General features: G+C 53.1%; 17 protein-coding genes. 2 read left to right on the top strand and 15 right to left on the bottom strand.

From position 1 onward, the window contains the following. Positions 1–5: 5 nt before the first annotated feature. The 11 genes from PAEVO_RS21755 to PAEVO_RS21705 form a co-directional block, all read right to left on the bottom strand. On the bottom strand, positions 6–995 hold the full coding sequence (locus PAEVO_RS21755; protein ID WP_100539636.1) for a 2-keto-3-deoxygluconate permease: 990 nt from the start codon (positions 993–995) through the stop codon (positions 6–8). Positions 996–1,233: 238 nt separating this feature from the next. After that, on the bottom strand, positions 1,234–2,907 hold the full coding sequence (locus PAEVO_RS21750; protein WP_243390889.1) for a sigma-54-dependent transcriptional regulator: 1,674 nt from the start codon (positions 2,905–2,907) through the stop codon (positions 1,234–1,236). Between the two features lie 220 nt (positions 2,908–3,127). Then, positions 3,128–4,468 (bottom strand): glycoside hydrolase family 30 protein, encoded by a 1,341-nt coding sequence (locus tag PAEVO_RS21745; protein WP_100539634.1) that lies wholly within the window; start codon positions 4,466–4,468, stop codon positions 3,128–3,130. A gap of 129 nt (positions 4,469–4,597) precedes the next feature. Further along, positions 4,598–6,241 carry a type 2 periplasmic-binding domain-containing protein gene (locus tag PAEVO_RS21740; RefSeq protein WP_100539633.1) on the bottom strand — a complete coding sequence of 548 codons (1,644 nt, stop codon included), beginning with the start codon at positions 6,239–6,241 and terminating at the stop codon, positions 4,598–4,600. 96 nt (positions 6,242–6,337) lie between these two features. Further along, positions 6,338–7,222: a carbohydrate ABC transporter permease gene (locus PAEVO_RS21735; protein WP_100539632.1), complete on the bottom strand. Its 885-nt coding sequence runs from the start codon at positions 7,220–7,222 to the stop codon at positions 6,338–6,340. Between the two features lie 24 nt (positions 7,223–7,246). Continuing rightward, on the bottom strand, positions 7,247–8,236 hold the full coding sequence (locus PAEVO_RS21730; protein ID WP_100539631.1) for an ABC transporter permease: 990 nt from the start codon (positions 8,234–8,236) through the stop codon (positions 7,247–7,249). Positions 8,237–8,354: 118 nt separating this feature from the next. Continuing rightward, positions 8,355–9,374, bottom strand: coding sequence for a LacI family DNA-binding transcriptional regulator (locus PAEVO_RS21725; protein WP_100539630.1), 1,020 nt, complete (start codon positions 9,372–9,374; stop codon positions 8,355–8,357). 176 nt (positions 9,375–9,550) lie between these two features. Beyond that, positions 9,551–10,363: a phosphotransferase gene (locus tag PAEVO_RS21720; protein WP_100539629.1), complete on the bottom strand. Its 813-nt coding sequence runs from the start codon at positions 10,361–10,363 to the stop codon at positions 9,551–9,553. After that, on the bottom strand, positions 10,356–12,575 hold the full coding sequence (locus tag PAEVO_RS21715; protein WP_100539628.1) for a DEAD/DEAH box helicase: 2,220 nt from the start codon (positions 12,573–12,575) through the stop codon (positions 10,356–10,358). The genes PAEVO_RS21720 and PAEVO_RS21715 overlap by 8 nt, the downstream gene beginning before the upstream one ends. Further along, on the bottom strand, positions 12,572–13,909 hold the full coding sequence (locus PAEVO_RS21710) for an ATP-binding protein (protein ID WP_100539627.1): 1,338 nt from the start codon (positions 13,907–13,909) through the stop codon (positions 12,572–12,574). Before PAEVO_RS21710 ends, PAEVO_RS21715 begins: the two co-directional genes overlap by 4 nt. A 73-nt stretch (positions 13,910–13,982) precedes the next feature. Continuing rightward, positions 13,983–15,956, bottom strand: a complete 1,974-nt coding sequence (locus PAEVO_RS21705) for a TerB N-terminal domain-containing protein (RefSeq protein WP_100539626.1) — start codon at positions 15,954–15,956, stop codon at positions 13,983–13,985. Between the two features lie 138 nt (positions 15,957–16,094). Between PAEVO_RS21705 and PAEVO_RS21700 the strand changes: the two genes are divergently transcribed. Further along, complete coding sequence (locus PAEVO_RS21700) at positions 16,095–16,757, top strand: M50 family metallopeptidase (protein ID WP_100539625.1); 663 nt, start codon at positions 16,095–16,097, stop codon at positions 16,755–16,757. Positions 16,758–17,143: 386 nt separating this feature from the next. On the opposite strand, the gene PAEVO_RS34830 is transcribed toward PAEVO_RS21700, so the two are convergent. Next, positions 17,144–17,227 carry a putative holin-like toxin gene (locus PAEVO_RS34830; RefSeq protein ID WP_220687457.1) on the bottom strand — a complete coding sequence of 28 codons (84 nt, stop codon included), beginning with the start codon at positions 17,225–17,227 and terminating at the stop codon, positions 17,144–17,146. Between the two features lie 198 nt (positions 17,228–17,425). Continuing rightward, complete coding sequence (locus tag PAEVO_RS21695) at positions 17,426–20,215, bottom strand: glycoside hydrolase family 2 protein (protein WP_100539624.1); 2,790 nt, start codon at positions 20,213–20,215, stop codon at positions 17,426–17,428. Between the two features lie 147 nt (positions 20,216–20,362). On the opposite strand from PAEVO_RS21695, the gene PAEVO_RS21690 reads away from it, so the two are divergent. Continuing rightward, entirely contained in the window at positions 20,363–21,295 is a 933-nt protein-coding gene (locus tag PAEVO_RS21690) for an ArsR/SmtB family transcription factor (RefSeq protein WP_100539623.1), read from the top strand. A gap of 135 nt (positions 21,296–21,430) precedes the next feature. Here the strand turns inward: PAEVO_RS21690 and fhuB are convergent, their stop codons facing one another. Continuing rightward, entirely contained in the window at positions 21,431–23,536 is a 2,106-nt protein-coding gene (fhuB, locus tag PAEVO_RS21685; protein ID WP_100539622.1) for a Fe(3+)-hydroxamate ABC transporter permease FhuB, read from the bottom strand. Beyond that, on the bottom strand, positions 23,533–24,567 hold the full coding sequence (locus PAEVO_RS21680; protein ID WP_100539621.1) for an ABC transporter substrate-binding protein: 1,035 nt from the start codon (positions 24,565–24,567) through the stop codon (positions 23,533–23,535). The genes fhuB and PAEVO_RS21680 overlap by 4 nt, the downstream gene beginning before the upstream one ends. Between the last annotated feature and the right edge of the window lie 46 nt (positions 24,568–24,613).

The raw sequence follows: 24,613 nt of genomic DNA, 5'->3' as shown, positions 1-24,613 counted from the left end.
ACCTTCTATGATTCGGCATCTGCTGTTTTTGTATCAAATGAGTGCCCTTTCTTCTCTAGACGCTTCACTAAAAATCCGACATATAAAGGAAGCAGGATGGCGGTCGTTACCACGGACGCCGCAACCTGCACCGTCGCAATATCGGTAAATGCCGCAAAGGATGCATTCGCTGCCCCGATGGCAGCAGGCGTAGCCACAGCATTACCGGCTGTGGAGCCTTCCGCAGCCCCCACGATCGGATTCCATTTCAATGCTTTAAACACAAAGTATCCTGCAGTACCTGTAACAAAAACCGTCAGCAATCCAAGAATGATACCCGACAAGCCGCCATCCACGATCGCTCCGAAATCAATGCCCATCCCGAGCGCAAAGGCAAAGAACGGAATCAGCATCGAGCTGCCTTTGTCCAAAAACTTGCGCATCTCTTCATCCAGATTACCCAGCACCATCCCTACAATAATCGGAAGAAGGACCGAAATAAAGGACACGAAGGAGAACATGCCGTCCACGAATCCCATGGCGCCGAAGATCGATAAGGCCACCATCGTGAGGAAAGGCCCGTCATTCAGGGCAAGCAGCGAATAAGCGGCACGGTCTTCCTTACTGCCGTATTGGCCAACCAAGGCTACGAACAATCCCCCATTACTGTTGGTCATCGCCGCAATGACGGCAATCGGCGCCAGACCCAGCCACAATCCGTTCTCTCCGGCAAACAGGTAAGCGATCAGTCCGAACGCTGCGCCGACCACCCACTTCGTGACAAGCAGCGTGGCTCCTTTTCCGACGGAAACGCCAAAGGACTTGACGTTAATCTGTGCCCCCGTACAGAGAAGGAACAGCGCGATCAATGTACTTGAACCGTTTACAAATAAAGACTCCGTGAAATTCCCAATCCGTAGCAGATCCGGTGCAAAGGTATTGATGACTGCTGCAATAAGCAACGGCACCACCATCATACCTCCAGGAATACGATCCAATGTCGCTTTAATCTTCATTATTGTAACACCCCTTTAATAATTGTTTCAATATTAAACAGTGATTTCATATTGAAATCGCTTGCAGGGATAATTGTAAGTGCATTCAATTAAATTTGCAACATATTAAAGATTAATTGTTGCAAATTTAAACAATTGATTACAGCGCTGTCTCTAGCTTGTTGAAATATATTCCTCCTTCTCCTAATATCTGCCGAAGCGGAGGGATCTATTAATCGCCAAACAAAAAAAGCTGAAACTATTGTTTCAGCTTTCTCCACAGGGTCGAACGGTTGATCCCGAGCCGTTCTGCAACCTTCGTCTGATTAAATTGTTCTTCCTCCATAATCGCGTCGATGATCCTCTTCTCGATCTCATCCAGCGTACCGCGAAGGAACTCAGGGCCCATCGCAGCTGACGGATGTTCTTCCTTCTTGGCTAGAAGCCGGGAAATGAGTGGCTTGCCGATCACGTAGCCCTTCTCCTCCGTCACTGCGTCCTGGAGCAGGATTTTCAATTCCGACACGTTGCCCGGCCAATCGTACTGGGTCAGCAGGAGAATCGCTTCATCCTTGATCTTGATTGGTGAAGTCCCTAGCGTTCCATGATAGGACGCAATATAATAAGTCACCAGCGGTTTGATGTCCTCCCTGCGCTCACGCAGAGCCGGCACGGCGATTCTTGCCGCCTCCTCGTCCAGCAGGAGTGGATGATAATTCGGATCATCCTTTTCCAGCGTGAGGATGATCGTGAACCCCTGGTCTTTCATCTCGTTCATCCACGGCTTCAAATTCGTCATTTCTTGTGGAGCGATCGTTTCCAATCCATGGATGTACAGCGTGCGGATATCGTTGTCCCAAGCTTCTTCTTCGTCTTTTCCCGACAAGGCCATGGCCTGCTTTGCGGTAAGCCGGACATACAAGCCCTGGCCTTCGTTCTTGCGGTAATGAATATACCGGGAGAGCAGCTGCTTGCCCGTTCCAGCTTCACCGATGAGAATCAGGATGCGGCTGTCCAGTTGATCCTCGATCCGCTGCAGGCAACCGTGCATCGCTTCGCTTTGCGATATCAACATCGGCAATTGGGTCACGGCCTCGACATGATAGCCTGCAGCCTCCCCATTTTGCTTCAGCTCGGAAAAAGTGTACAGGTAGTACCATTTTCCCTGTATTACTTTCAGCGTCCTTTTCTGTTTAAGCTTCCGGGTTCCGTCATCCTGAATCAGGACAGAGGCTTCCGCCTCCCGGTTTAGCCGTAGATCAGCTTGCAAGGCTTCCACCGGGAGCGGACAGGAGCCGTAATCCGGCCACTGTTCATATACAACCTGCCCCTCAGCATCCAATACGGCAAGGTTCGCGGCCGTTTCCTCCAGCAGTGCTTGCAGAAAGGATATTTCCCACTGCGTCCGTTCATGTAACCGAAACGCGGATTTGGCCTTTTGAAACGCATCGAAAATGGCCTCGCGCCCGGATTGGATCAGAATCCCTTCCAAGTGGTGCTTGGCGGCTGCCTCCATCGTCACCACATCGCCCATGATTAATTCGAAGCCCTTCGCCTTCAGATCCTCCAGCAGCCGGTCCACCTCTTGCGCCTTCTCTACCGTGAACACATCCACCTCGATATCCAGCACATCGGTAATGGCTTTGGCTCCGAGCGTAATATTGGAGAAGCCCACAATGGCTTTTTTGCCTGGAAAATGATTGGCCAAGGTGAGCACGCGCAGCATGTCATAGCCTGAAACATGGACATCGATTACAGGAATGCCCACCTCAGGCTCGATCAGCTTGGCCGTACCGCCCCGGCTAATGATCACGTCATATCCCAGGCGCTCGCCTTCTTTTGCCAGAGGAACCGCTTCTAGCAAATTGCCGACCTCGACTCGGACTTCCAGTTCCGGCTCTTCCTTTTGGCATTCTTCTATTAAATGGCTCATAGCGGGGTACGGAGCAATAAATAACGTTTTAATGGTCATGATTGTCACCTGTGTTTTCTTTGGTAAACCTTATTCTTGATTATTATTCTACCGTTTCTATATGAAATAACCAACTCTATATATGAAAAGGCACCTCCGCCGAGGTACCATTAACCGAAAGGGCTAACGGCGCCGACTAGGGTGCCTTATCTTGTCTAACCTATGAACTGTTACTTCAGAATTACTCCTCTATTAAAACGGACACCGCGCTTTTCGGTGCAAGGCGGAGGTTAAGCTGCTCCGTTCCCTGTATAAGAAGTGCAGCATTCTCCTCCTGCTCGCTGTCGTTAAACATAACGACGGCAACCGAACCGTCCGTGTTCTTGAATGCTACCGAACGGATGGACTCATCGCTGGTCGAAGCAATGCGAACCGCTTTTGGACGGATCACTTTGCTAAAATGCGCCAGCGCATAGTAGTCCAGCGTGTAGGTAAGCTCTTTCGTCTGCTGATTTACCGTGACAATGCCGCGGCAGGTGCTTTTTCCAAAGCCCGGAACGGTAGGGCCGTTCTTCTCGTCCAGCGCCATATTCCACAACACGTAGGATTTACTGTGATTGCGGAGTATCTCGATTCCGGTTCGCATCACATTGGAGAAGGCCTGCTCAAACGGCGGGATCCACTCCCCGCCCGATCCTTCCGTGAAATGAACCTCTTTCCCCGGAAATGCGTCGAACACTTCCGATTGGGCCGACGGCTTGCCGCCGTACCAGTGCCAAGCGACGCCATCCACGGCGTCACCCGCTTGCTCCAAAACGGTCAGCGGGTAGTCCGGCTTGTCCCAGTTATGGTCATAACAAAGGATTTTTGTATCGATGCCGTTCTTAACGAATTGCGGCTTCAGATGATTCTTGATGAAATCGCTTTGCGCCTCGGGCAGCATGATCATGCCAGGGTAATGTCCTGGCGAATACAACGCCTCATTCTGCGGCGTGATCGCATAAATATGAAGCCCATGGGCTTCATGCCCCTGGATGTAACGTACAAAATAATTAGCGTACACCGAATAGTATTCAGGCTTCAGCTCTCCGCCGATCATCGAACCGCTCGTTTTCATCCAGCCGGGCGGACTCCATGGGGAACCCATCAGCTTGACATCCGGGTTCAATCGGAGTGCTTCCTTCAGGAGGGGAATGATATCTTCCTCATCATGCGCAATGGAGAACTGCTCCAGCTCTATATCCGTCTGGCCCTCAGGCATATCATTGTAGCTGTAGAAGTCACGCGCGTAATCCGATGCCCCCATCGGCTGGCGGAGTACGGATAACCCGATCCCTTCGTTCGGATCGAACAGCTTTGTCATGAGCTCCGAGCGCTGCTTTGTCTCCAGCACTTGATGGATCAGATAAGCAGCGGAGTCCGTGAAGGACGCGCCGAAGCCGTCCATCTCCTGAAACGTCTGCTCCTCATCGATAACAACCGTATGCTTCGTGTCCGAAGTTCCGGGAGCTAGCTGCTCCTTGTCTTTCCTAACGAATAATTCCTCTTCCCCGTTTGACTGGTAGATGGTGATGTTCAGCATGTTGTTTCCCTCCAGGTTTCTTATGGTCCTTCTGGCTTTCCTATCCCGCCCTATATTGGAAGTTGACTTAGAAAGAAAGAACCCCCTTTCCTGTCAAGGAAGGGGCTCTCCCATCATAAAAGCGTTACCTTATTTCAGCCCCAGCTTCTCTTTGTTCGCCTTCATCTTCTCATTGCGGACTTCGACGATTTTATCCCAGTTGTTATCGTCCAGGAACTTTTTGTATTCGTTTAAGAGGTTGTCGAACGCCGCATCATCCTTGGAACGAATCATGCTGACGAGCGTGGAGTTCCATTTCGTATTGATGGCTGTCAGAGAGCGCGCTTCCGGTGTTCCCTGATCCGGGTTGATATTCTCCAAAATAAAGTGCGGCGTCAGCTTCCCTTTGCCCCATTCCTGCATTTGCTTGATCGCATCCGGGAAAGCATCCCCGCTCAGCGCTTTGTGACGGTCATGCCCGAAGAACATGAATTCGCCCATGCGGTAATCCTTCTTGAACGTATCCGGATTGTTCATCTGAAGATCCTTCACGGCAGGGAGGAACTCCACCGTACCGTCCGCATTCACTTGGTAAGTCTCGCCTTCGATACCATAGTTCATCAGCATTTGTCCTTCTTCGCTTAACAGGTACGTGAAGAGCTGAATGGACTTGGCAGGATCTGCATTATTTTTCGTAATGAAGCTGATCATCCAGCCGGTGATACCGGATTGATTCAGCGTCGGCTGACGTCCTGCCGTGCTTTGCGGTCCGTCAATCGCGATGTACTCTTTGCCTTTATTGTTGCTGTAGAAGCTTTGCAGGTTACCGCCCTGCTGCGGCGTGCCGTCCAGCATAATCGTTGCGTATTTGCCAGCCTTCACCTTCTCTTCAAAAGCCGTTCCGTCATCGGCAAAGCTATCATCGCTGATCGCGCCGTCCCGATACACGGTATTGAACGCCTTCACCCAGGTCAGATAATCTTCATCCAGGTTACGGTTATAGAAACCGCCATTCTCCTCCAGCGGCACGCCGATGAAATCCTGCAGCACGTCGCCAAGCGAGCCAGTACCTTCACCGATGGAGTTGAAGCCCAGTGGAATCAGGGCAGGGAATTGCTGCTTAATATCTGCGAGAGCAGCCCGGAATTCTTCCGGCGTTCCCATAGCAGGCTTGCCTAACGCTTCGTACACGTCCTTACGGATGATAAATGCTGTTTTGGCCGGAATATTGCCGCTGTCATAGTCTTCTTGCGTATTGGAATAGTTCGGGTATCCGTACGTTTTGCCATCCTTCAATTGGAACCAGTTGAGCGTATCCTGTGCCGCTACCTTATTGAAATAAGGATCATATTTCTCGGCCAGATCGTTCAGCGGCAGCGCCCATGTCGCCGCCTTCTGCACGACCGGAGAGTTGGAGTCAAACGTCGTGATCAGATCGGGCATGTCCCCGCCGGCAAAAAACGTATTTAGTTTGGTGTCGTCACCCGTGATGAATTTGATATTGATGTTCAGGTCTTCCTTAATCTTCTTGGTTACAACGTCCTTGCCAAAATCCGTGTTCCACCAGTCCGCATTCACGTACCAAGTCAGCTCGGTCGTCTCTTCTTTTTTGTCCAGCTGCCAAGCCGGCGTCTCGGCATCCGGTGTATAACGATCCTCGATCGAAACCCAATTTTCCTTCTTGGATCCGGAACCCCCGCCCGATCCGCCGCAGCCGCTCACAACCAGCACAACCGCCATCAGTGCTGTAATCAGCGTAAGCCCCTTCTTACCCAAAGCCTTGTTCATCAACATCCTGTAAACCTCCCTTTTAATAAAAGCGCTTTCTTATTAGACCCTTGTTTTTACAGGCTTGCTTCTTTTCCACTCCCTTAAAGAGCTGCGTCTCCGCTACTCTTTAACTGCTCCGAGCATCATGCCGGAGATAAAATATCTCTGTAATATTGGATACATCACAACAATCGGCAGCGTCGTCACGACAATTGTTGCTAGTTGGACCCCTTTGGTGGTCGTCTGAATTGCAACCGAACCGATATTTTGCATCGATTGGGTCTGGGACTGCACAATGATCTCATACAGCATCATCTGCAACGGATACAGCGACTGATCGGTAATATACAATTTGGTGGTCATAAAATCGTTCCACTGCCCGACCCCGTTAAACAGGGCAATCGTCGCCATCGCCGGCATGGAAAGCGGAATGAAGATGCTCAGGAAAATTCTCCAATCGCCCCCACCGTCGATCTTCGCCGACTCTTCCAGCGAATCCGGCACGTTTCGGAAGAAGTTCATCAGAATGATGACGTCGTAAAAGCTTAATAGAGCTGGGATAATATAAACCCAGAAGCTGTTTAACAGCCCCAATTCTTTGATCAACAAGTACGTCGGAATCATGCCGCCCGAGAAAAACATGGTGACAACGCCCATCGCCACGTAGAACTTGCGGCCGCGGACGTATTTTTTACTCAAGCCGTAACCCACCATGGCACAGAAGAACACGTGCGTGATAACGCCGATGACCGTTTTGGCCACCGAGATGAAGAAGGCATTCCATATGTTTGCATCCCTGAACACGGCCTGATAATTCTCCAGCGAGAATTCCGTAGGCCAGAAGATGAACCCGCCCTCGGCAAGGGACCTGCCCGAACTGAAAGATGAGACGACGACGTTCCATAACGGAACGACGATGATGATCGTAAACGTAACCAGTAAAATGATGTTGATCGTATCAAAGATCCGACTGTCAAGATCCCCTTTTGCTGCTTTCAAATTCACCGTAATACCTCCCTTTTGCATGACCTACAGGACGGATTGATTATCATTCAATTTACTGGTTACTTTGTTGGCCGTAACGAGCAGAATGACAGAGATAATGGATACACCCAAACCAACGGCGGTCGCATAAGAGAAATCGCCCTGCGTCATACCCATCCGGTACACGTACGAGTTAATGACTTCGGCCTTTTCCCGGTTCTGCGAATTCATGAGCACCAGGGTTTGATCCAGATTCGATCCCAATAAACCGCTTACAGTAAGGATCAGGTTCAAACTGATAATCATCTTCATGTTCGGTAGGGTAATGTTCCAGATTTGTCTCAGTCGACTAGCCCCGTCGATTCTTGCGGCCTCGTAGTAGGTAGGATCGATCTTGGCCATGATCGCCAGGTACAGAATCGTGCCCCAGCCGGCCTCTTTCCAAATATCCGACAGCGTTGCAATCCACCAATACTTGCTTGGATCAAGCAAAATGTTTTGCGGCTGCGAAATCAGCCCCAGAGCAAGCAATATTTCGTTGAACAGGCCGGATGTCGAGAACCAGGTAATGAGCATGCCGCCCAAAACGATCCAGGACAAGAAGTGAGGCAGATATGAGACCGTTTGGACGAATTTTTTGAATCGCCCCATGCCAACCTCGTAAATCATAATGGCCAGAATGATCGGAATGACAAAGCCGATCGCCAATTTCAAGAAGCTGATGCCCAGCGTGTTGACGACGGAGTCCCAGAAATACTTGTCAGACAAAATAATCTTGAAATTGTCCAGGCCAACCCACGGCGCGGAATCCAGCGTATCGATAACGGTGTAATTTTTAAACGCAATCGTCAAACCGTAAATCGGTATGTAACAGAAGATAAACATGAAGATAACGCCGGGAATAATCATCGATTGAAGCTCCCATTGTCGCTTGTAATCGATGAAGAATTCCTTGATCCTCTGCCCCATCGGCTTCTTCCCGGCGGGTTGAACCGGGCCCGTGCCGGTTGACTGAACTGCAGCTGTTTTGCTCACCTGCTTAGCCTCCTTTGATCAAAAAACGCATAAAAACGTTTTTATTTTTGGCGAAAAAAACCCCTGATTTTTTAAAATCATTTTAAAAAATCGACTTGGTGTGATTTCTTTTCTTCCCTTAACCCGATTCATTCCGATTCATCTTCACATGACTGGAGCCGCGAACGACCAGCTCCCCTGGAAGCTTCTGAATCTTGCCCTTCTCTTTCTTCTGAATCATACGCACCAGATGATCCACCACCAGAATCCCCTGTCTGGCAATCTGATTGCGTACGGTCGATAAAGGCGGCGTAAAATACTGCGCGATATCGATATCATCGAAGCCCACGACGCTGACGTCCTGCGGAACCTCGTAACCATGGGACTTCAACGCCCGAATGCAGCCGATGGCACTCACGTCATTACCGGCAAGAAAAGCATCCGGTACTTTCCCGGGGTGTAAGTGAAGAAACGATTTGACGGCGTTATAAGAGCCTTCTTCCTCAAAATAGCCCTGCAGTATGTAGTCTCCGTCGATCGGGAACCCGCACTCCCGAAGCGCAGCCAGATACCCTTCCTTCCGCTGTACGCTGTCAAACATCGTATCCACGCCGGAGATGTAGGCGATCTTCTTATGCCCCAGGCTGATCAAGTATTTGGTTGCTTCATAACCGGCTACGTAAGAGTCGAATATGATGCTGCCCATCGTTTCGTTCTGAACCTCTCGATCCAGGAAAACGGCCTTAATCTTGTCCTTCTCCATGGCGGCGATGTCTCTATCATCAATCTTCAGCTCTTCGAAGATAATGACGCCATCCACCCGGCCGCCCATAATATTGCTCATAATCACCTGTTTATCCTTGGTCACAAACACGTTCAAGCCATAACCCTGACGGTCACATTCCCGTGACATCGACTCCACCAGTGTATAGAAGTAAGGCCCTGATACGCTTGTCGTAAAGAAGCCCAGCATCTTGGTCTTCCCCGACTTCAACAGCTTTCCGTTCAGGTTAGGTACATAATTGAGCCGCTCCGCCACCTTCAGCACATGGGATTTGGTCTCCGGGTTCAATACATCTACATCATTCAATGCATTTGAAACCGTAGAAATGGATACCCCGGCTTCTCTTGCCACATCCTTGATCGTTACTTTGCCCATATAACCATTCCATTCTTCCTTTGCGATAAAAACGTTTTTATGTACATAAGTTACCACATACGTGAGGTGAACACAATGCTTTTTTGGAAGGGGTTACAAATATTTTTTCGGTTATGCTCAACGACTACTGGGGGGATAGCATGAAAAAAAGCAGACACTCTTCAAATCGGTACCCTTCATCGGTACCACTCTTCGAAGTGAGCCTGCAGAAATCGAATCTCTTTTTCGTAATGGGCCACATGCCCCTCATCGATCATGTTTTGGTAAGCCTTGTTGCCTTGTGCCGCACCAGTTATAAGTGTATCGCATAATGCCTGGATGCGTCTTATCGTCCATTCTTTCAAGTTGGGAGGCGGTGATATGCCATAGGACTTAAAGAACAGCGATATTCTGTGCGTGCGATCCGCAGCATGTAATTCCGATTGATAAGGTATCGATGTCCCTGTAGAGTAATCTATTGCAAAGCTTGCCAGCGGGACTGAGGTATACAGCATATAAACGATGTCCCAGATTCTTGGACCTGGCGCAGCCAAATCAAAATCAATCAGTGCAACCGGCACTTCATCTTGAAAAACGATATTGTATGGCGCGGCATCATTATGACAGATCACTTCATCAGCCCACTCCTCCAGAGCCCGAAAGTTATGTGCATCCTCCGGTTGGATCGAAGTTGCAGCAAAGCCTTGTACGGCGTCATGATAACGCCCTAACAACGCTGCGCTCTGGATAAGGGCATGGTCTGACCATATATAAGGTTTAAAATCAGGATATTGGTTACCCGGCACCTCTCCAGGAATAAAGGACAAGATCTCGCGACCGCTATGATCAATGCCTATGAACTTGGGGGCGCCTTCAAAACCCTGCTTATCCAAATGTCGAAGCAAGTCATGTACAAAAGAACTCCAGTTTGTAGTACGGTGAACGTTATTTCCGATACGTACGACTTCGTTCACATTGCCTCCAGGAAGTACTTCTTCCTTGTCACACATCCGTAGCCCCCCTTCCCGCTGCTCCATGTGCCATCCCCAGCACCTCAGCCAGTCCTTCCAGATCCAGTCCGTCGGCGGCAAAAGCGGTGCGAACGAGCTTCGGCGGAACGAACTCGTCATATTTGCCGAGATACGGCGCCTCATCCGGATCGAGGAGCGCGCCGGCATCCTCGCAATCCATCAGTTCCTTCTTGATTTCCTCCATCAGCGTCTTATTATCGACTTTACCCGCGACAACCATATAATACGGCTCCATCGGCACGATGGAGCGAAGCGCCAGCCGCTCGGACAGATTATGCTTCAGCAATCGCTCCAGCGTGCGGAACTGCTTGCTGCCCGCCCAAGGCAGAATGAACAGGGAGTCGCCGCCCGCCGGTAGGACCACCTGCTTCAGCAGTCCGCTTTCCCGGGCAAGACGGCGAGCCCGCTCCAGACGATTCACTGCCCCTGGTGCCAGGTACGGATAGATAGCGCTGTCGGCCAGCACCTCCCGCATCTTCTGCACCACGCGGGTATGCACATCGCCGCCTGCGCCAAGCCACAAGGTATCGACCTTGCCCTTGGCCGACTTCACATACAGGGCCTTATGCTTCGTATCGACTTCCTCCACCTTCCACAGCTTGCCTGCCAGCGAAAAGCAGTAACCCGGCGGCGGCACCGTCGTAATCGATCCGATTTCTTCCGACCCGTTATATACGACATGCTCTTCATCGTCCTTAAATACCGCATAGAAGCGGTAGTTGTTCACGATCTTCTCCCCGCCAAGGCCGATGATCAAACTGCCTTCTTCCGTCCGCTGGATATGATCGGTTTGGAGCAAATACTGCAGGAACTCCTTGTATTCCTCCGGCTCAATGCCGCGGAAAGCCGGCAGGGTCAGCACCGCTCTCGCCAGATCCGGCGGCTCAGCCTCGCCCATGCTCTTGAGCGTACTCATCGTCTGATGGTAAAGCACGCCAACGGGTTTCTTCCGCAGGGCCAGCGGTTCGACCCACTTCTCGCGGACATACAGCTCGATGACCGCAATGGCCCGGAGCAGCATCCATGGCATGCGCGCAGGCAGCATGGCCTCCTCGTCCTCATCCTCCGGACAGAGGAACATCATCTCGGAGGCCTGATCCCCGCGCCGGCCGGAGCGGCCCAGCCGCTGAACGAAGCTGGAGCAGCTGTACGGCGCGCCAAGCTGGATCACCCGCTCCAGCTCGCCGAGATCGATGCCGAGCTCCAGCGTCAGGGTGGCCGCCGCAACGGCTGGCCCCGGACCTTCGCGCAGCGCGGCCTCGGCTTCCTCGCGCAGCATCGCGGAGATGCTTCCATGGTGTACATGGAAGACATCCCGCTGCTCGCGCTTAGCCGCAATCCGCCGCAGCTCGAGCGTGGTCAGCTCGGCATCCGAGCGGCTGTTCGTAAAGACCAGCGCTTTTTTCAGATGCGTGTTGTCGTACACGAAGTCGTAATAGGCTTTGCGCGCAAGCTCCAGCTGCTCCGCCTGCTTCTCATCCCGCGCATCCGGGAAGGAGAAATGCTCGACCGACAGCCGCAGCTTCCGGCCTCCTTGCGGGGCAATGACTTCAACCGCGTTCTTCGTGCCCGCTCCCAGCCAGCCGGCTGCGGTCTCGTAATCGCTCAGCGTTGCGGACAGCCCGATGCGGCGAGGCGAGCAGGCAGCCATCCGCTCGATCCGGGTCAGCTGGCTCAGCACCTGGATGCCCCGATCAGCTCCCATAAAGGCATGGACCTCGTCAATGATGACATACCGCAGATCCTGGAACAGCGCCGGGATGGCGTTCGGCCGGTTCATGAGCAGCCCCTCGAGCGATTCCGGCGTAATCTGCAGCACGCCGGACGGCTTTTGCATCAGCTTGGTTTTCTCGGCCTGGGACACATCGCCGTGCCAATGCCATACCGGCACCTGGCCTTCCTTCAACAGATCGGTGATGCGTTCAAATTGGTCGTTGATCAGCGCCTTAAGCGGCCCGATATACAGAATCCCGACCGAGCTGGAAGGCAGGTTGTACAGCTCCGTCAGCGCCGGGAAGAACGCGGCTTCGGTCTTGCCCGATGCCGTGCCCGAAGCGATCAGCAGATGATTGGGCGTATTAAACAGGACGCGGCAGGCCTCCACCTGCGCCTCGCGAAGCGTGTCCCATCTTTTTTTATAGATAAACTCCTGAATGAACGGGGCCAGTCTGGAAAAAGGGTTCGCACTCATAATTCAAACTCCGCCAGCAGATCGTCCAAATCGTCCGAAGGAGCATCGCTTTGCCCTTTGCCCTGCGGCTGCACTGCGGCGCGCTCTCCTAACAGCTCCTCAAACGTGGCCTCCGGATGCTGATGCAGCGTGTGCAGCAGATCCATGAAATCCCGCACCACCTCACGGGTGGTCAGCAGCTCCTCAGCCCCCAGCCGATTCACGGCCGTCTGCATGAACGCGATGAGCTGATCATCCGTTAACTGCGCTTCATATTTGAAGTGCAAGGCGTGAATATCCCGCAGCTTTTGCAGGAGAATAAGAATCTCCTCATACGACAGCATGTCCAGCTTCAGGATGGGCGACGTATAGGTTCTCAGCGAACTGCTGCCGTAGCGTCCGTCGATCAGACGGGAGCGCAGCGCGTCATAACTGAACAGCCCCCGGCGCTCATCCTCGACAAACTGCGGCGTTCCGCCCATGTAGATGCCCAAATGCTCCGCTTTGCCCTGCATCGTGTCGTTGAACATGGTCAGCAGCTTCTCGTAGTTGCTCTGGCGGGACACGCTGTTGGTGATTTTGTAGAGGTTAACCCCTTCGTCAATAAACAGCAGCAATCCCTTATACCCGATGGCAGCTGTAAATTCCGACCACAGCTTCATGTAATCGTACCAATTGTCGTCATCGATTATGACCCCGACGCCAAGGTCCTTGCGGGCTTCCGTCTTCGTCGGGACTTCCCCGCGGAGCCAGCGCAGCGCCGCTCCCTTGCGGTCATCGTCACCAAGCTTATAGCCGTTCCAATAAGCAGCCAGCACCTTCGCAAAATCAAACCCGTGCACCAGATTCTGCATGCCGTTCGTCACTGCATAAATCTGCGTTTCCACCTTATCGTTCAAGGCAGGGTCATCCGGACGCAGGCCCGTCTCCTGCATGATGTCCTGCTGAATCGCCGCGATCCATTTTTGCAAAATGGCTTCCAGCGCGCCCCCGTCCGGACGCGTCCTCGTAGACAGATGGGTCATCAGCTCACGGTACGTGGCAAGCCCTTGCCCTTTCGTCCCCACCAGCCGCCGCTCCGGCGATAGATCCGCATCCGCCACCACGAAATCGCGGTCCATCGCGTAGTTGCGGATGATCTGCAGCAGGAAGCTTTTGCCGCTTCCGTAGCGGCCCGTAATCAGACGGAAGGCGGCCCCGCCCTCGGCGATATTATCCATATCGCGCAGGATCGACTCCACCTCCGGCTTCCGGCCGACGGCGATGAACTCAAGCCCCACCCGCGGCACCACCCCTGCCGTTAAAGAGTTCACGAGGGCGGTTGTGAGCCGTTTCGGTATTTTTAGTTCCGTCATAGTTCCACCTCTTTCAAGCATCTTCCAAACATCTCTCAAAACATAAAGAGCCAGTCTATTTCAACACGTCCGGTTATACGGACTTTAATGTTTCCAGCATATCTATATAATCATCCGCAATTGCCTCTCCATCGATCAAAAGATCACCGATGGTATCCATCGCGGCCTCGTTGATCTCATCGAGCAACAGCGCCGGCATAGAACCAGCCTTATCCGCAATCTGCTGCAGCCCCGAACGGTTCGGTCCCGCCTTGAGGGTGTGGAGAACTTCCAAGTGGATGGGATTGAGACGCTCTGCGAGCTCCTGCCATTCCTCATCCTCTACCTCCCATTGCCACGACTGCTCTCCTGCTGTAGGCATCCCTGTATAGATCTCTTCATCTACAACGTGCGGGTCCATAACATCGATACCCCCAACTTCAGATGAATGATCTTTTAGAGAACCGATGGATTGCATCAAGCTATCATCAGCGCTACCTGACGGCTCCATCGACCTTCCATTAGCTGCTTCTGACTCCGATTCTTCCCTGTTCACGGAACGAACGATGACATCTGCATCGTCAAACTGTTCACGCACCTCTATGGCGCCCGGCTCATAAGGATCCGCATCAAAATCCATCACCGCCTGGAACACGTCCGGTTTCTTCGCCGCAGATTTTCGCGAGGACTGACCCTTGGAAGGCGCAGCCATGTTAGTGTTTATTCTCGCAGCTTCGGCGTGGCCTGAAGAAGCTCCAACCGACGGAGCAGGCTCCAGTGTCGGCTGGCTGTAGATCGCTTCAGCCTGCTGCCCGGCTTCCTCCGTAAGCAGCATCTCGCGGACCTGGTCCGACTCCCGCTGTAATCTGCGCAGCTTCCCCGTGTCGATCTGAACCTCAGGTATCGCCTGTTTGCGCTGAGCCTCCAGCTCCTCCTGAATCTCTTTTTTCAGATAACGGGTGATGATCTCTTCCACTTCGGGCTCAACTGCATCCGCCCCGCGCAGCCGTCCCTTAAAGCCTCTCAATTCCCGCAGCTTATTCTCGGTCAAGCGAACCAGACCCGTTATATAGGAGCGCAGAGGAACGTACTCACTTAAGGACACCACCGTCAGCACGACGTTTCGCCCGTATAACCCATGATCGTACACCGCGCTGCGGAATAAATGCCGTTTCACCTGCCGAGGCCGTGGCTGAAAGCGGTCGATGAAGCGCTGCCCCTTCATTTTGGCTAAGTAGCTGTCCACGAGCGCAATCACCTTCGGGGCGTACTGTTCCAGGTCCTTGCGGCCATTCTCCTGGTAAAAACGACTCTTCTCCACGTCATAATCCAGCAAATCCAGCAGCAGCTCCCACGTCAGCTCCACGGGCTGGAGGGAGAACCGGCGCTTCCATTCCTTCTCCTTCAGCTCAGCGGATAAAACGCGCGGGAAGCGCTGGTACGTTTCCCGAATCGGCATATCCAAGCCATGCACGATCATAAAATCATATAACCACTCCCGCAGGTACGTATCCAGCTTGGCATATCGCTTACGGTAGGCCGTCCACGCCTGCTCCATCAATTCATAGCCCTGCAGGGGTTCGCTCCAGCCCACGCCATGGATCAGCTCGTAAAAATAGACAAACAAATAGGATAAGTCCGTATCCGGGTACCGCCCGGACCTGACTTCCTCCCGCCAGTAAAAATACCATTTGAACTGGTCGCTGGCCATCTGGTCGTAGGTCGGCCAATAGCTTTTGAAAGCCACAAAAGGGGCCTCTCCCTCCACATGCCATGCGAGCTCCCTTGCTTTCTGTACGAATTGCTGCTCCTTGGTCACGTAGCGGAAGTCCTCGCCCCAATTCATATCCAGCGGCTGCTGCGGCTTCACGATCAGGGATTCCTTCGCTGGTGCAGCAGAATCAACGGCTGCCTGCCCCTGATGATCCGATGGCTTGTCCGGTAATGGGACGTCCTGCTCGTCGCCGGCCAGCTCAAATTCGGCAAAACGAATTCCTTGGTCATTCACGAGCGTAGTATGTCTTATATGTTCTATGTGATTGTCGTTGTTAGGCTTATCGTTTTTCATCGAATATGAACCTCCGTCACAACTTCAATTATACCATTTAACCTATAGGGACTAACCGGTTTTCACATGTTTCTCATCTGTATTATAATGGACGGAATGATAGTCTAGCGAATGACTTTATGCTGAAAGGACCTTCGAATGAATAAATGGCTGAAAGCATTGTTATTTCTAGTGGGCGCGGCTATTCTGACAAGGCTGATCCCCTTCTCTTCCTGGTTCCGTATCCTGGATACGATGATCCATGAGCTGGGGCATGCCGTCATGACCCTTCTCATGTCGGGGCGGGTGCTCAGCATCGAACTGAATCCCGATCACAGCGGCGTGACCTATTCCATGCTGGCTTCCGGCGGCTGGAGTCCGATTGTGGTCTCGCTTGCAGGTTATATGTCGGCATCCCTGTTTGCCATTCTGATGTTTTACGGCTATGCCAAGAAAAAACAGGCCACCGGCCTGATCACCATTACCGTGCTTGCCCTCATTATGATCATCTTCTTCGTTCGCGCCGGCTATGGATTATGGTGGCTCATTATTTTTATGATCGTGAATCTGATCTTCTATTTCCTTGGCGAAAAGGTCCGGAATTTCTACTACCTGCTGCTCGCCTTTCTCGTACTGGAAGAGTCCGTGGTCGGTCCGCTAACCCTCCTGACCATGGCGCTGACCCAGCCCAAGCAAGCGGGCGACGCCTCCAACCTGGCCAACATGACCGTGCTCCCGGCCTTTGTCTGGGCGCTGCTGTTCCTTCTGTTCGCCCTATGGTGCGCGAAGATGGCGCTGCAGCTGTTCTGGAAGAAGCGGTGAAATAGGTTCGTCGCAAGACAGGCTATAGAAGCCGGTGTTATCCAACCATTTGGATGACGCTGGCTTTTTTATAACGGCTTGATTCTTATAAAAGAGTCCTTGCTTTTGCTATTCAGATTAACAGGAATCCCCGCCTCTCTGATCAAGAAGGAGAATATTCAGTCGCAGAGACTTCTAAAGAAGTTGGGATTTAGTCAAGTGAGTGAACTAAAGGAAAATTGTAAAAATAAACGACATCTATAAAAGCGTTATAAAATGAGGTATACTGAGGTAAGAATAAGTAAGGAGCCGTGCGGTAACACGACTCCAAAGTACAATAACTGCATAAATAGCAGTCGGCCACGTAAGATGGGTCGGAAATAGACCGTTATCCTAACCAGGGCGGTCTATTTCTTTTTCATGTAGGTGAGCAATGCCAAAATGAACATGCCGAACATGAACATTAAGGAAAGTGCATCTTTGACCTCCATGGGCATCACCTCCCTTCTGGGAGATTAGCCGACCGCCCTTACAGCCGTATATCGTACTAGGAAAATTATAACATATTGAGATATTAAAATACGAAAATCCCGTATGGAAACCCAATAAAAGAAGAAACCTCCAAAAAATGGGCAACCCGACAAGTAGTTATTTGCTACTTGCAGGCAGCCCATTTCATTTATATATGATCACCGACACCGCACCAGCAAATCGATCGGATAACGCCCTGCATTCCGACCATACAGACTGATGCCACCCTTCTCGGCCCGCAGCTCCAGTCGGAAGCTGCGCTTGCGGTCAAGCTCAGCCGCGAGTCTACCCGGAACCTGCGCCTGGCACAGGTATCCGTACGAACCGGCCTCTTCCAGAAGATTATGGACCGGCTGATAGTGCCACGACAGCACGCCCCGGCTATCGGCAGGATCATCCGCGAGCACAGCCTCACCGATTTGGACATCGTCCACCCACACGGAAATACGGGATTCATGCAGCTCTTCATCCGTCATATAGTAAGTGCTCGGGTTATACTCCACATCCGCCGAAGCCCCGTGCATAAAGTCGATTCCGTGCGTGCGATGCCGCGCGCCCTCGATATTTCTGGCCAATAAGCGTTTCGCGCCGGCCTCGAAGAAAATCTCGATATCGCGGATCAACCGCTGTTCGTCATGATCCGGCAGCTGCACCTCATAGACGAATCGGCCCTCTCCGCCGCCATTCACTTTGGAGCCTTGAAGCGCCTCCCACATGTAGCTGAAGCTTTGCTCACGGAATGTGTTAACCGGGATGCTTACGGTTCTGCCTTCCACTCCATCGTTCCCCTGTCCCTGTCCGCCACGCACATCAAACGTTGTAAAGTTGCGCGTTACCACACCGTTCGCTGCATTTAAGAGACGAACTCCGAGGATCGCAACTGCATCGGTCTTCGGCATGCGGAGCTTGAGTTCCGTTAGTGGCGCAACACCATAGCCGTCCCAGGCCACTTCCAGGGTCCCTTGATCAGTTACAACCTTCGTTCCGAGCTGATCATAGGATAATTCCCAAGCCAGAATAAGCTTCTGTCCATGGTACTGATCCGAATAACTGGAACGCAGCAGCGGTATGGTCTTCTCAGCCCCTTGGTCCAGCGTCTGGCAAGGCGGTGCATCGATCACGATAAAGTCCGGCGTGTGCAGATCGGCGATCGTCATGCCCGGCACAAAATCCTCATACCCGAATTTTTTGTCCGTCCCATCCAGACGGTAGTAGCCGTTGAATTCGTTTGTCACGTCGCGGAATTCCGTAAATACGAAACCGCACAGCTTATCATGGCGCCGGAATTCGTTCAGCATGTAACGATAGTGCCACGCGAGATCGCTGTCCCCGGCTCCTCCGTCAATTCCCCACACGTTTCCGCATTCGCTGTTCATGAGCGGAGCGTCGCCTTGCTGATTGCCGCCGATATAGTTATGTTCGGATCCCGGATGAGTCTTCTGGACAATCTCCTCGATATGATTGCGCAGCGGTTCATACCCATTGATGTAAAAATGCCACGTGTTGATATCCGTCTCCACATGATCGTAAGCGCATGGAGAATTGTCCTCTACAATCCGAGTCGGGTCCAGCTCCTTGGCCCATCTGTATTTCTCCCTTACCCACTCCTGCGTCTCCGGAAGATAATACCGATGCTGTCCTTCGCCGCCCGTCAGGCCGGCGGACTCGCTATCCGTACGGAGTCCCCAAGTTTCGTTAAACATGACCCAGGAAAAAATCGACGGATGATTCCGGTCCCGTTCAATCACTTCCAGCGCCTCGCGTTCATAGGCAGAACGTGCTGTTTCATCCGGATTACCCCAGAAGCATGGCATATCCTCCATCACCAGAATCCCGAGTTTATCCGCCCAATACAGCTTGCGGGGCTCCTCCGGCTTAATATGAATCCGCACGAAGTTCAGTCCAAGCCGTTTCATCAGATAGATCTCGTCCCGCATCTCCGTATCCGTCGGGTAGGTGAAGAATCCCGTCTGGTGGTAGGATTGGTCCAGCGTTCCGTTTAAATAGACCGGCTTCCCGTTGAGCGTAATCCAGCGATAATCCCGTCCGCCGAACTTCGCCGTTCCGATCTCCCGAATGCCAAAATAAGTATGGACAACATCTTCGCCGGAGGAACCCGCCAGACGCAGCTCCCCTTCGTATAAATGAGGGGTTTCGGGGCTCCACAGCCGCGGGTCGTGGACTTGGAACACCGTTGTCCGTTCGTTCGCGCCTTCTTGCAGCTCCCACTCCACCTGATGCGTAACCGAGCCCTCCGCAAACGAGAGCTGGAGTGTCACTACGCCTGCTTCTTGAGCCTGGATCTTGGATTTCAACTCGATCTGACCGTCAATGGAAGTCGTAAAAATAGCTTGCTCCATGTAGGTTTGCGGCCGGGCCTCCAGCCAAACCGGCTGCCAAATGCCCCTGATCTCGCCATACCCCTGCTTCCCTCGGGCTTGGTAATTATGGTCGAAGTCCTCTGCACGGACAACGATCGTATTGTCCTTTGCCGTATCCCAAACCGTTGTCACATCAAATTCAAAGGTCCCGTAGCCGCCTTGATGCGAGCCGACATGCTTGCCGTTGACCCATACATCACAGAGATAATCGACGGCGCCAAACCGCAGAAAGATTCGGGACTGCTTCCGGGTCGGCTCCCATTTCACGGACCGACGATACCAGCCTACCCCCTTCTCGTTGCGCTCAATCCCGGACAAGGGGCTGACCCAAGAGAACGGCACCGTAATCTCTGAGGTAAAAAGGCTGGCGTCTCCGCCCTGCAGGGCAGCAGCGTAACCATCGGTGCCCGTACCCGTTTGCTGTCGTACATCATCCGATCCTTCCGGGGCGAGCCGGAACGACCACTGGCCGTTCAAATTCAACCAGTCTTTTCGTTCAAAATCCGGCCTGGGGTACTCCGCGCGCGGAATTTCCGTATGAATGGAGGGTGCTACAGGAGTCTTCATGAAGCGAACACAACCTTTCCTTTTTCTGAATTTGCCCCTATTCTAGCACCTATATATAATAATTGCAATGTACATTATACTTTTACAATATACTAAATTTATTGTACACTTGGAGCTACTACAACTCTTCAGTAAAGGAAGGGGATTATGAACGAATCGAAGCTGGAAACCAACCGTTATCCGGCATCCCGGATCGTGGAAGTGGCCAAAGCCCTATCCAGTGATGTCCGTGTCCGCATCCTTGAAGCGCTCGGCGATAAACCGATGAGTGTCGGTCAGTTGGCGGAGTCGCTTGGGATTGCGCAGCCTACGGTATCCATTAATGTCCAGATGCTGGAGCAAGCCGATCTGATCGTCTCTTCGCAAGGAGCGAACCGGGAAAAAATCTGCGCCGTCACCTGCCGCTCCATTTTTCTCGAACTGCCCTCGAAGCCGGGCGAGGGGCTGCAGCGCACGGAAGAAATCCACATGCCGATCGGCATGTTCTCCCGCTGCTATATCGAGCCAACCTGCGGCATGGCAGCCCGGGACGGATCTCTGATCGGATCGCCTGACGATCCGCGCGCCTTTTATATGCCGGAACGGACAGAGGCTGCGCTGCTCTGGTTCTCGGGATCAGGATATATCGAATATTATTTTGCGAACCCGATGCCTCCCGGAGTGGCTCTCGATGAACTGAGCGTCCGTGCGGAGCTTAGCTCCGAGGCGCCTTCCTTCCAGCAGGACTGGCCATCCGACATCACCGTTAGCATCAACGACCTCCCTGTAGGCACTTGGACAAGTCCCGGTGATTTTGGTGATCGAAAAGGGAAACTCACCCCGGATAAATGGAGAAGCGGCAGTGAGTACGGCATGCTGACAGAATGGCGCGTAACCAAGCAAGGCAGCCAGGTCAATGGCCACGAGTCCAGCGCCACGACCATCGATTCGCTGGAGCTTGCCTTCAACCGGCCGATCCGCGTCCGCTTTGAAGTGAAGAAAGACGCCGAGCACCCGAACGGCCTGAATCTATATGGTTCGGGTTTCGGAGATCATCCGCAGGATATCATCCTGTCTTTTGTGCGGTACACGGAAGCCTAACAGCCGACCACAGCCAGAAGAAGCCAAGCAAGTCAAATCTGATAAATCACCGATTGAGTACAAAAAAAGGCTATCCCATGTCACCTCTCTTGGCGACTATGGAATAGCCTTTTTGGATAGTTCAACACACGACGGTTATTTCTTTTTCAGTTTATTGGTTTTCCCCATCAAATATAACAGGTACGGCGCACCCAGAAGCGCGGTCACGATACCCGAAGGCAGCTCCTTCGGAATCATGACCACCCTCCCGATCCAGTCTGCCCCAGCCAGCAAAATTCCGCCGAGCAGCGCAGCGATGACCATCGATTGCCGATGGCGGGCCCCAACCAGCATTCTGGCGGCATGCGGCGCAAGCAGTCCGATAAAGCCGACCGAGCCGACATTGGCTGCGGCGATCGAAGCCAACAGCACCGCAATGATGGCGACATACATCCGGGTATTCCGTACATGAAGGCCAAGACCGGTGGAGCTTTCTTCGCTGAACGTCAACAGATCTACCTTCCGTCCGAGCCATGCCGCCAAAGGCAGCAGGATGAGAATCGCCGGAACAATCCGCTGCACCTCCGTCCAGCCCCGGTTATACGTGCTTCCCGCCATCCAGGATAATGCCGGCGCTACGTCGACCTTGGCATGAATGATCATCAGATTGATGATGGCGGAACCTAGCGCGGCGACGGCAATGCCGACCAGCGTAAGAATCGTCGGATGAAGTCCTCTTTTCCAGGACACCGCGTATACCAGCGCGGCTGCAGCCAACCCTCCGAGAACCGCACCGGCCGGTACCCAGCCAGCCGACAATTGCGGAAAGCCGATCATCAGGAGCAGTGCGCCCGCACCAGCTCCGCTGGTTACCCCGATCACCTGGGGATCCCCCAGCGGGTTGCGGACCGCATTCTGCAGGAGACTGCCGCTAACGGCCAGCGCCATGCCGGACAAGCCGGCTGTGAGCAGCCTCGGCAGGCGGAACTCCAGCAGAATTTGGCGATACATCGCCTCGCCGCCTCCGGTAAGCACAGCCAGCACTTCCGTGAAGGGAATGCGCAGACTGCCGCTCATCAGGCTGAATACCCAGACCAGCACCAGCAGCACGCTGAACAGCGTTACCAAGACCGGGTACGGAATTCGGCGCAGGCTTGTGCCCGCCATGATCGATCCGCCGGAAGACCCGCGCCCTCCAATCAACGAGCGGGATACCCGCATGGCCAGCCAGATGAGGCACGGGGCTCCGATCATGGCCGTAATGGCCCCGACCGGAAGCTCACCGTAGGCGTTTATGAACATTCTGGCCACCGTATCGGCCCCGACGAGCAGAGCCGAGCCCCATAAGGCAGCCAGGGGAATTAACCCCGCATGCCGGACCACCCCGGATAGGCGGACCAAATGGGGAGCGACCAGCCCGATAAAGCCGATCGGACCGACCACGCTCACGGTCACGCAGGCCAGCACAATGGCTGCCCCCATCGCAAGCAAGCGGGTGGTGCCGACTTTTTGACCAAGGGAACGTGCAGACTCTTCATTAAGAGTCAGAATGTCCCACTGACGTACCGCCAAACACAGCACGATCAATCCGCCAATGATCCACGGCCATGAAAAAGCTACGCCATCCCAGTCATTCTGAATAAGCGAGCCGGAGCCCCACAGAAAAATCCCCTGGGTCGTTTGCTGGTTCAGCAGCACCAGCGCACTTGTAACGGAGGATAAAACCAAGGTGACAATCATCCCGGATAATGCAATCCGCAAGGGTGAACCTTGCGTTTTTCCCGCCAGCGCATAGACGGCGACAGCCGCCAGTGTTCCCCCTGCCACAGCCAAAGGAAGGGCATACTGATGCAGCAGTCCCGGCCAGAAGATCATCCCCGCCACAACGGCCAAATAAGCGCCGGCATTCACGCCAAGCGTCGTCTCCGATGCGAGCGGGTTGCGCGTGACGGTCTGCATAAGCACACCCGACACCGCCAAGGCGGCGCCCGATAATAGGCCCATCACCGTTCGGGGAAGGCGCACGCTGCGGATGAGATGATGGTCTGCAATATCCTGCGGAGACACCAAGGCCTGCACCACCGTTTTGACGGATATATCCGCTAGCCCTTGCGTCAAGCTGATAAACGTGAGAAATAGTAGAGCTACAAGGCCTCCAGCCAGCATCCATAACGGCTTCCAGCCCCTACCTGAGGAAACGGGTGGGGCTGGATGGATGCTCACCGGCGCGGAGCCCTGTGCCAGTTTCCTGCCGAGACTCATTTTGTGAGCAGATCAGCTGTCTTCTGGGCCATGGTTTGGGCAGACAATGGGCCGCCGTATGGCCACATGTCACCGCCAAGCGCATACACGCGGTCTTCTTTAACAAAGTTCAAACCTTTCCATACCGGATTGTCCTTCAATTGGTTCTCGATGACGTTATCGCTATCCTGAATAATATGCAGGAAATTGGCATCCTGAAGAGCCGGCAGCGACTCTACGTCCGCAGTGGTGAATCCGTACACCTCAAATTGATTGGGCTTATGGGCGTTGGTCAGCCCGATGTGCTCCAAAATTTTGACCGCCAGGGAATTGTCCGTCGAAATCCGGAACGTCACCGCATTCTGGTTGCTGTAAGCCATCGCGAGTGCAAACGGCTTTTCTGTCATGCCCGCAGCTTCAAGCTTGGCTTTGGCATCGGCATAGGTTTGATCCAGATCGCTAAGCACTTTCGCGGCTTCGTCTTTTTTGCCAAGCACGTCAGCGATCGTATTGAAGGTATTAACCATCTCTTCATATTGATCCCCTTGTCCCTCGACCGGATAAGGGTCAAACACCAAGGTAGGCGCGATGCTGTTATAAGTTTCATAGCCGGCTTCAAGATTCGATTTCAAACCGATGATCAGGTCCGGCTTCAAGGAAGCGATAAGCTCCAGGTTCGGCTCTTGACGAGTGCCGACATCGGTCACGTCCGAACCGATCTCCACCGGAATGTTTACCCACTGGTTCATCCCCTCAATATCTGCAATGCCGACAGGCTGAACGCCGAGCGCAAGGACATCCTCCGCGTAAAGCCATTCCAGCGACACGATACGCTTCGGAACGCCCGTAATTTTCGTCTCGCCCAGGGCGTGCTTGATGGTTCGGGTCTCCGGCGTGGCTTCGGTGTTATCCCCGCTCTGGGCGGCCCCTTGATCCGAATTCTGTGCTGCGGTGGAGCCGCCTCCCTCATTGGATGCCGCGCCCCCGCCACAACCGGCTAAAACCAAAGCAAATATCAATACGATAAACACGAGCCCCTTCATACTGCGCATTGAATTTCTCCCCCTCTTACCCTCTATGTATTGTAGATATTGTTTA

Origin of the sequence: Paenibacillus sp. GM2FR (assembly GCF_002803325.1) — a bacterium.
GTDB classification, from domain to species: Bacteria; Bacillota; Bacilli; order Paenibacillales; family Paenibacillaceae; genus Paenibacillus_AQ; species Paenibacillus_AQ lautus.
Note: the sequence above shows the minus strand (reverse complement) of the source record. Positions and strands in the feature narration are given on the sequence as shown.

Coding starts and splice junctions, on each gene's coding strand:
- PAEVO_RS21690 (WP_100539623.1), top strand. CDS start 20,363: ATGAACGAATCGAAGCTGGAAACCAACCGTTATCCGGCATCCCGGATC.
- PAEVO_RS34830 (WP_220687457.1), bottom strand. CDS start 17,227: ATGGAGGTCAAAGATGCACTTTCCTTAATGTTCATGTTCGGCATGTTC.
- PAEVO_RS21710 (WP_100539627.1), bottom strand. CDS start 13,909: ATGACGGAACTAAAAATACCGAAACGGCTCACAACCGCCCTCGTGAAC.
- PAEVO_RS21740 (WP_100539633.1), bottom strand. CDS start 6,241: ATGTTGATGAACAAGGCTTTGGGTAAGAAGGGGCTTACGCTGATTACA.
- fhuB (WP_100539622.1), bottom strand. CDS start 23,536: ATGAGTCTCGGCAGGAAACTGGCACAGGGCTCCGCGCCGGTGAGCATC.
- PAEVO_RS21720 (WP_100539629.1), bottom strand. CDS start 10,363: ATGTGTGACAAGGAAGAAGTACTTCCTGGAGGCAATGTGAACGAAGTC.
- PAEVO_RS21680 (WP_100539621.1), bottom strand. CDS start 24,567: ATGCGCAGTATGAAGGGGCTCGTGTTTATCGTATTGATATTTGCTTTG.
- PAEVO_RS21750 (WP_243390889.1), bottom strand. CDS start 2,907: ATGAGCCATTTAATAGAAGAATGCCAAAAGGAAGAGCCGGAACTGGAA.
- PAEVO_RS21755 (WP_100539636.1), bottom strand. CDS start 995: ATGAAGATTAAAGCGACATTGGATCGTATTCCTGGAGGTATGATGGTG.
- PAEVO_RS21745 (WP_100539634.1), bottom strand. CDS start 4,468: ATGCTGAACATCACCATCTACCAGTCAAACGGGGAAGAGGAATTATTC.
- PAEVO_RS21725 (WP_100539630.1), bottom strand. CDS start 9,374: ATGGGCAAAGTAACGATCAAGGATGTGGCAAGAGAAGCCGGGGTATCC.
- PAEVO_RS21715 (WP_100539628.1), bottom strand. CDS start 12,575: ATGAGTGCGAACCCTTTTTCCAGACTGGCCCCGTTCATTCAGGAGTTT.
- PAEVO_RS21700 (WP_100539625.1), top strand. CDS start 16,095: ATGAATAAATGGCTGAAAGCATTGTTATTTCTAGTGGGCGCGGCTATT.
- PAEVO_RS21695 (WP_100539624.1), bottom strand. CDS start 20,215: ATGAAGACTCCTGTAGCACCCTCCATTCATACGGAAATTCCGCGCGCG.
- PAEVO_RS21705 (WP_100539626.1), bottom strand. CDS start 15,956: ATGAAAAACGATAAGCCTAACAACGACAATCACATAGAACATATAAGA.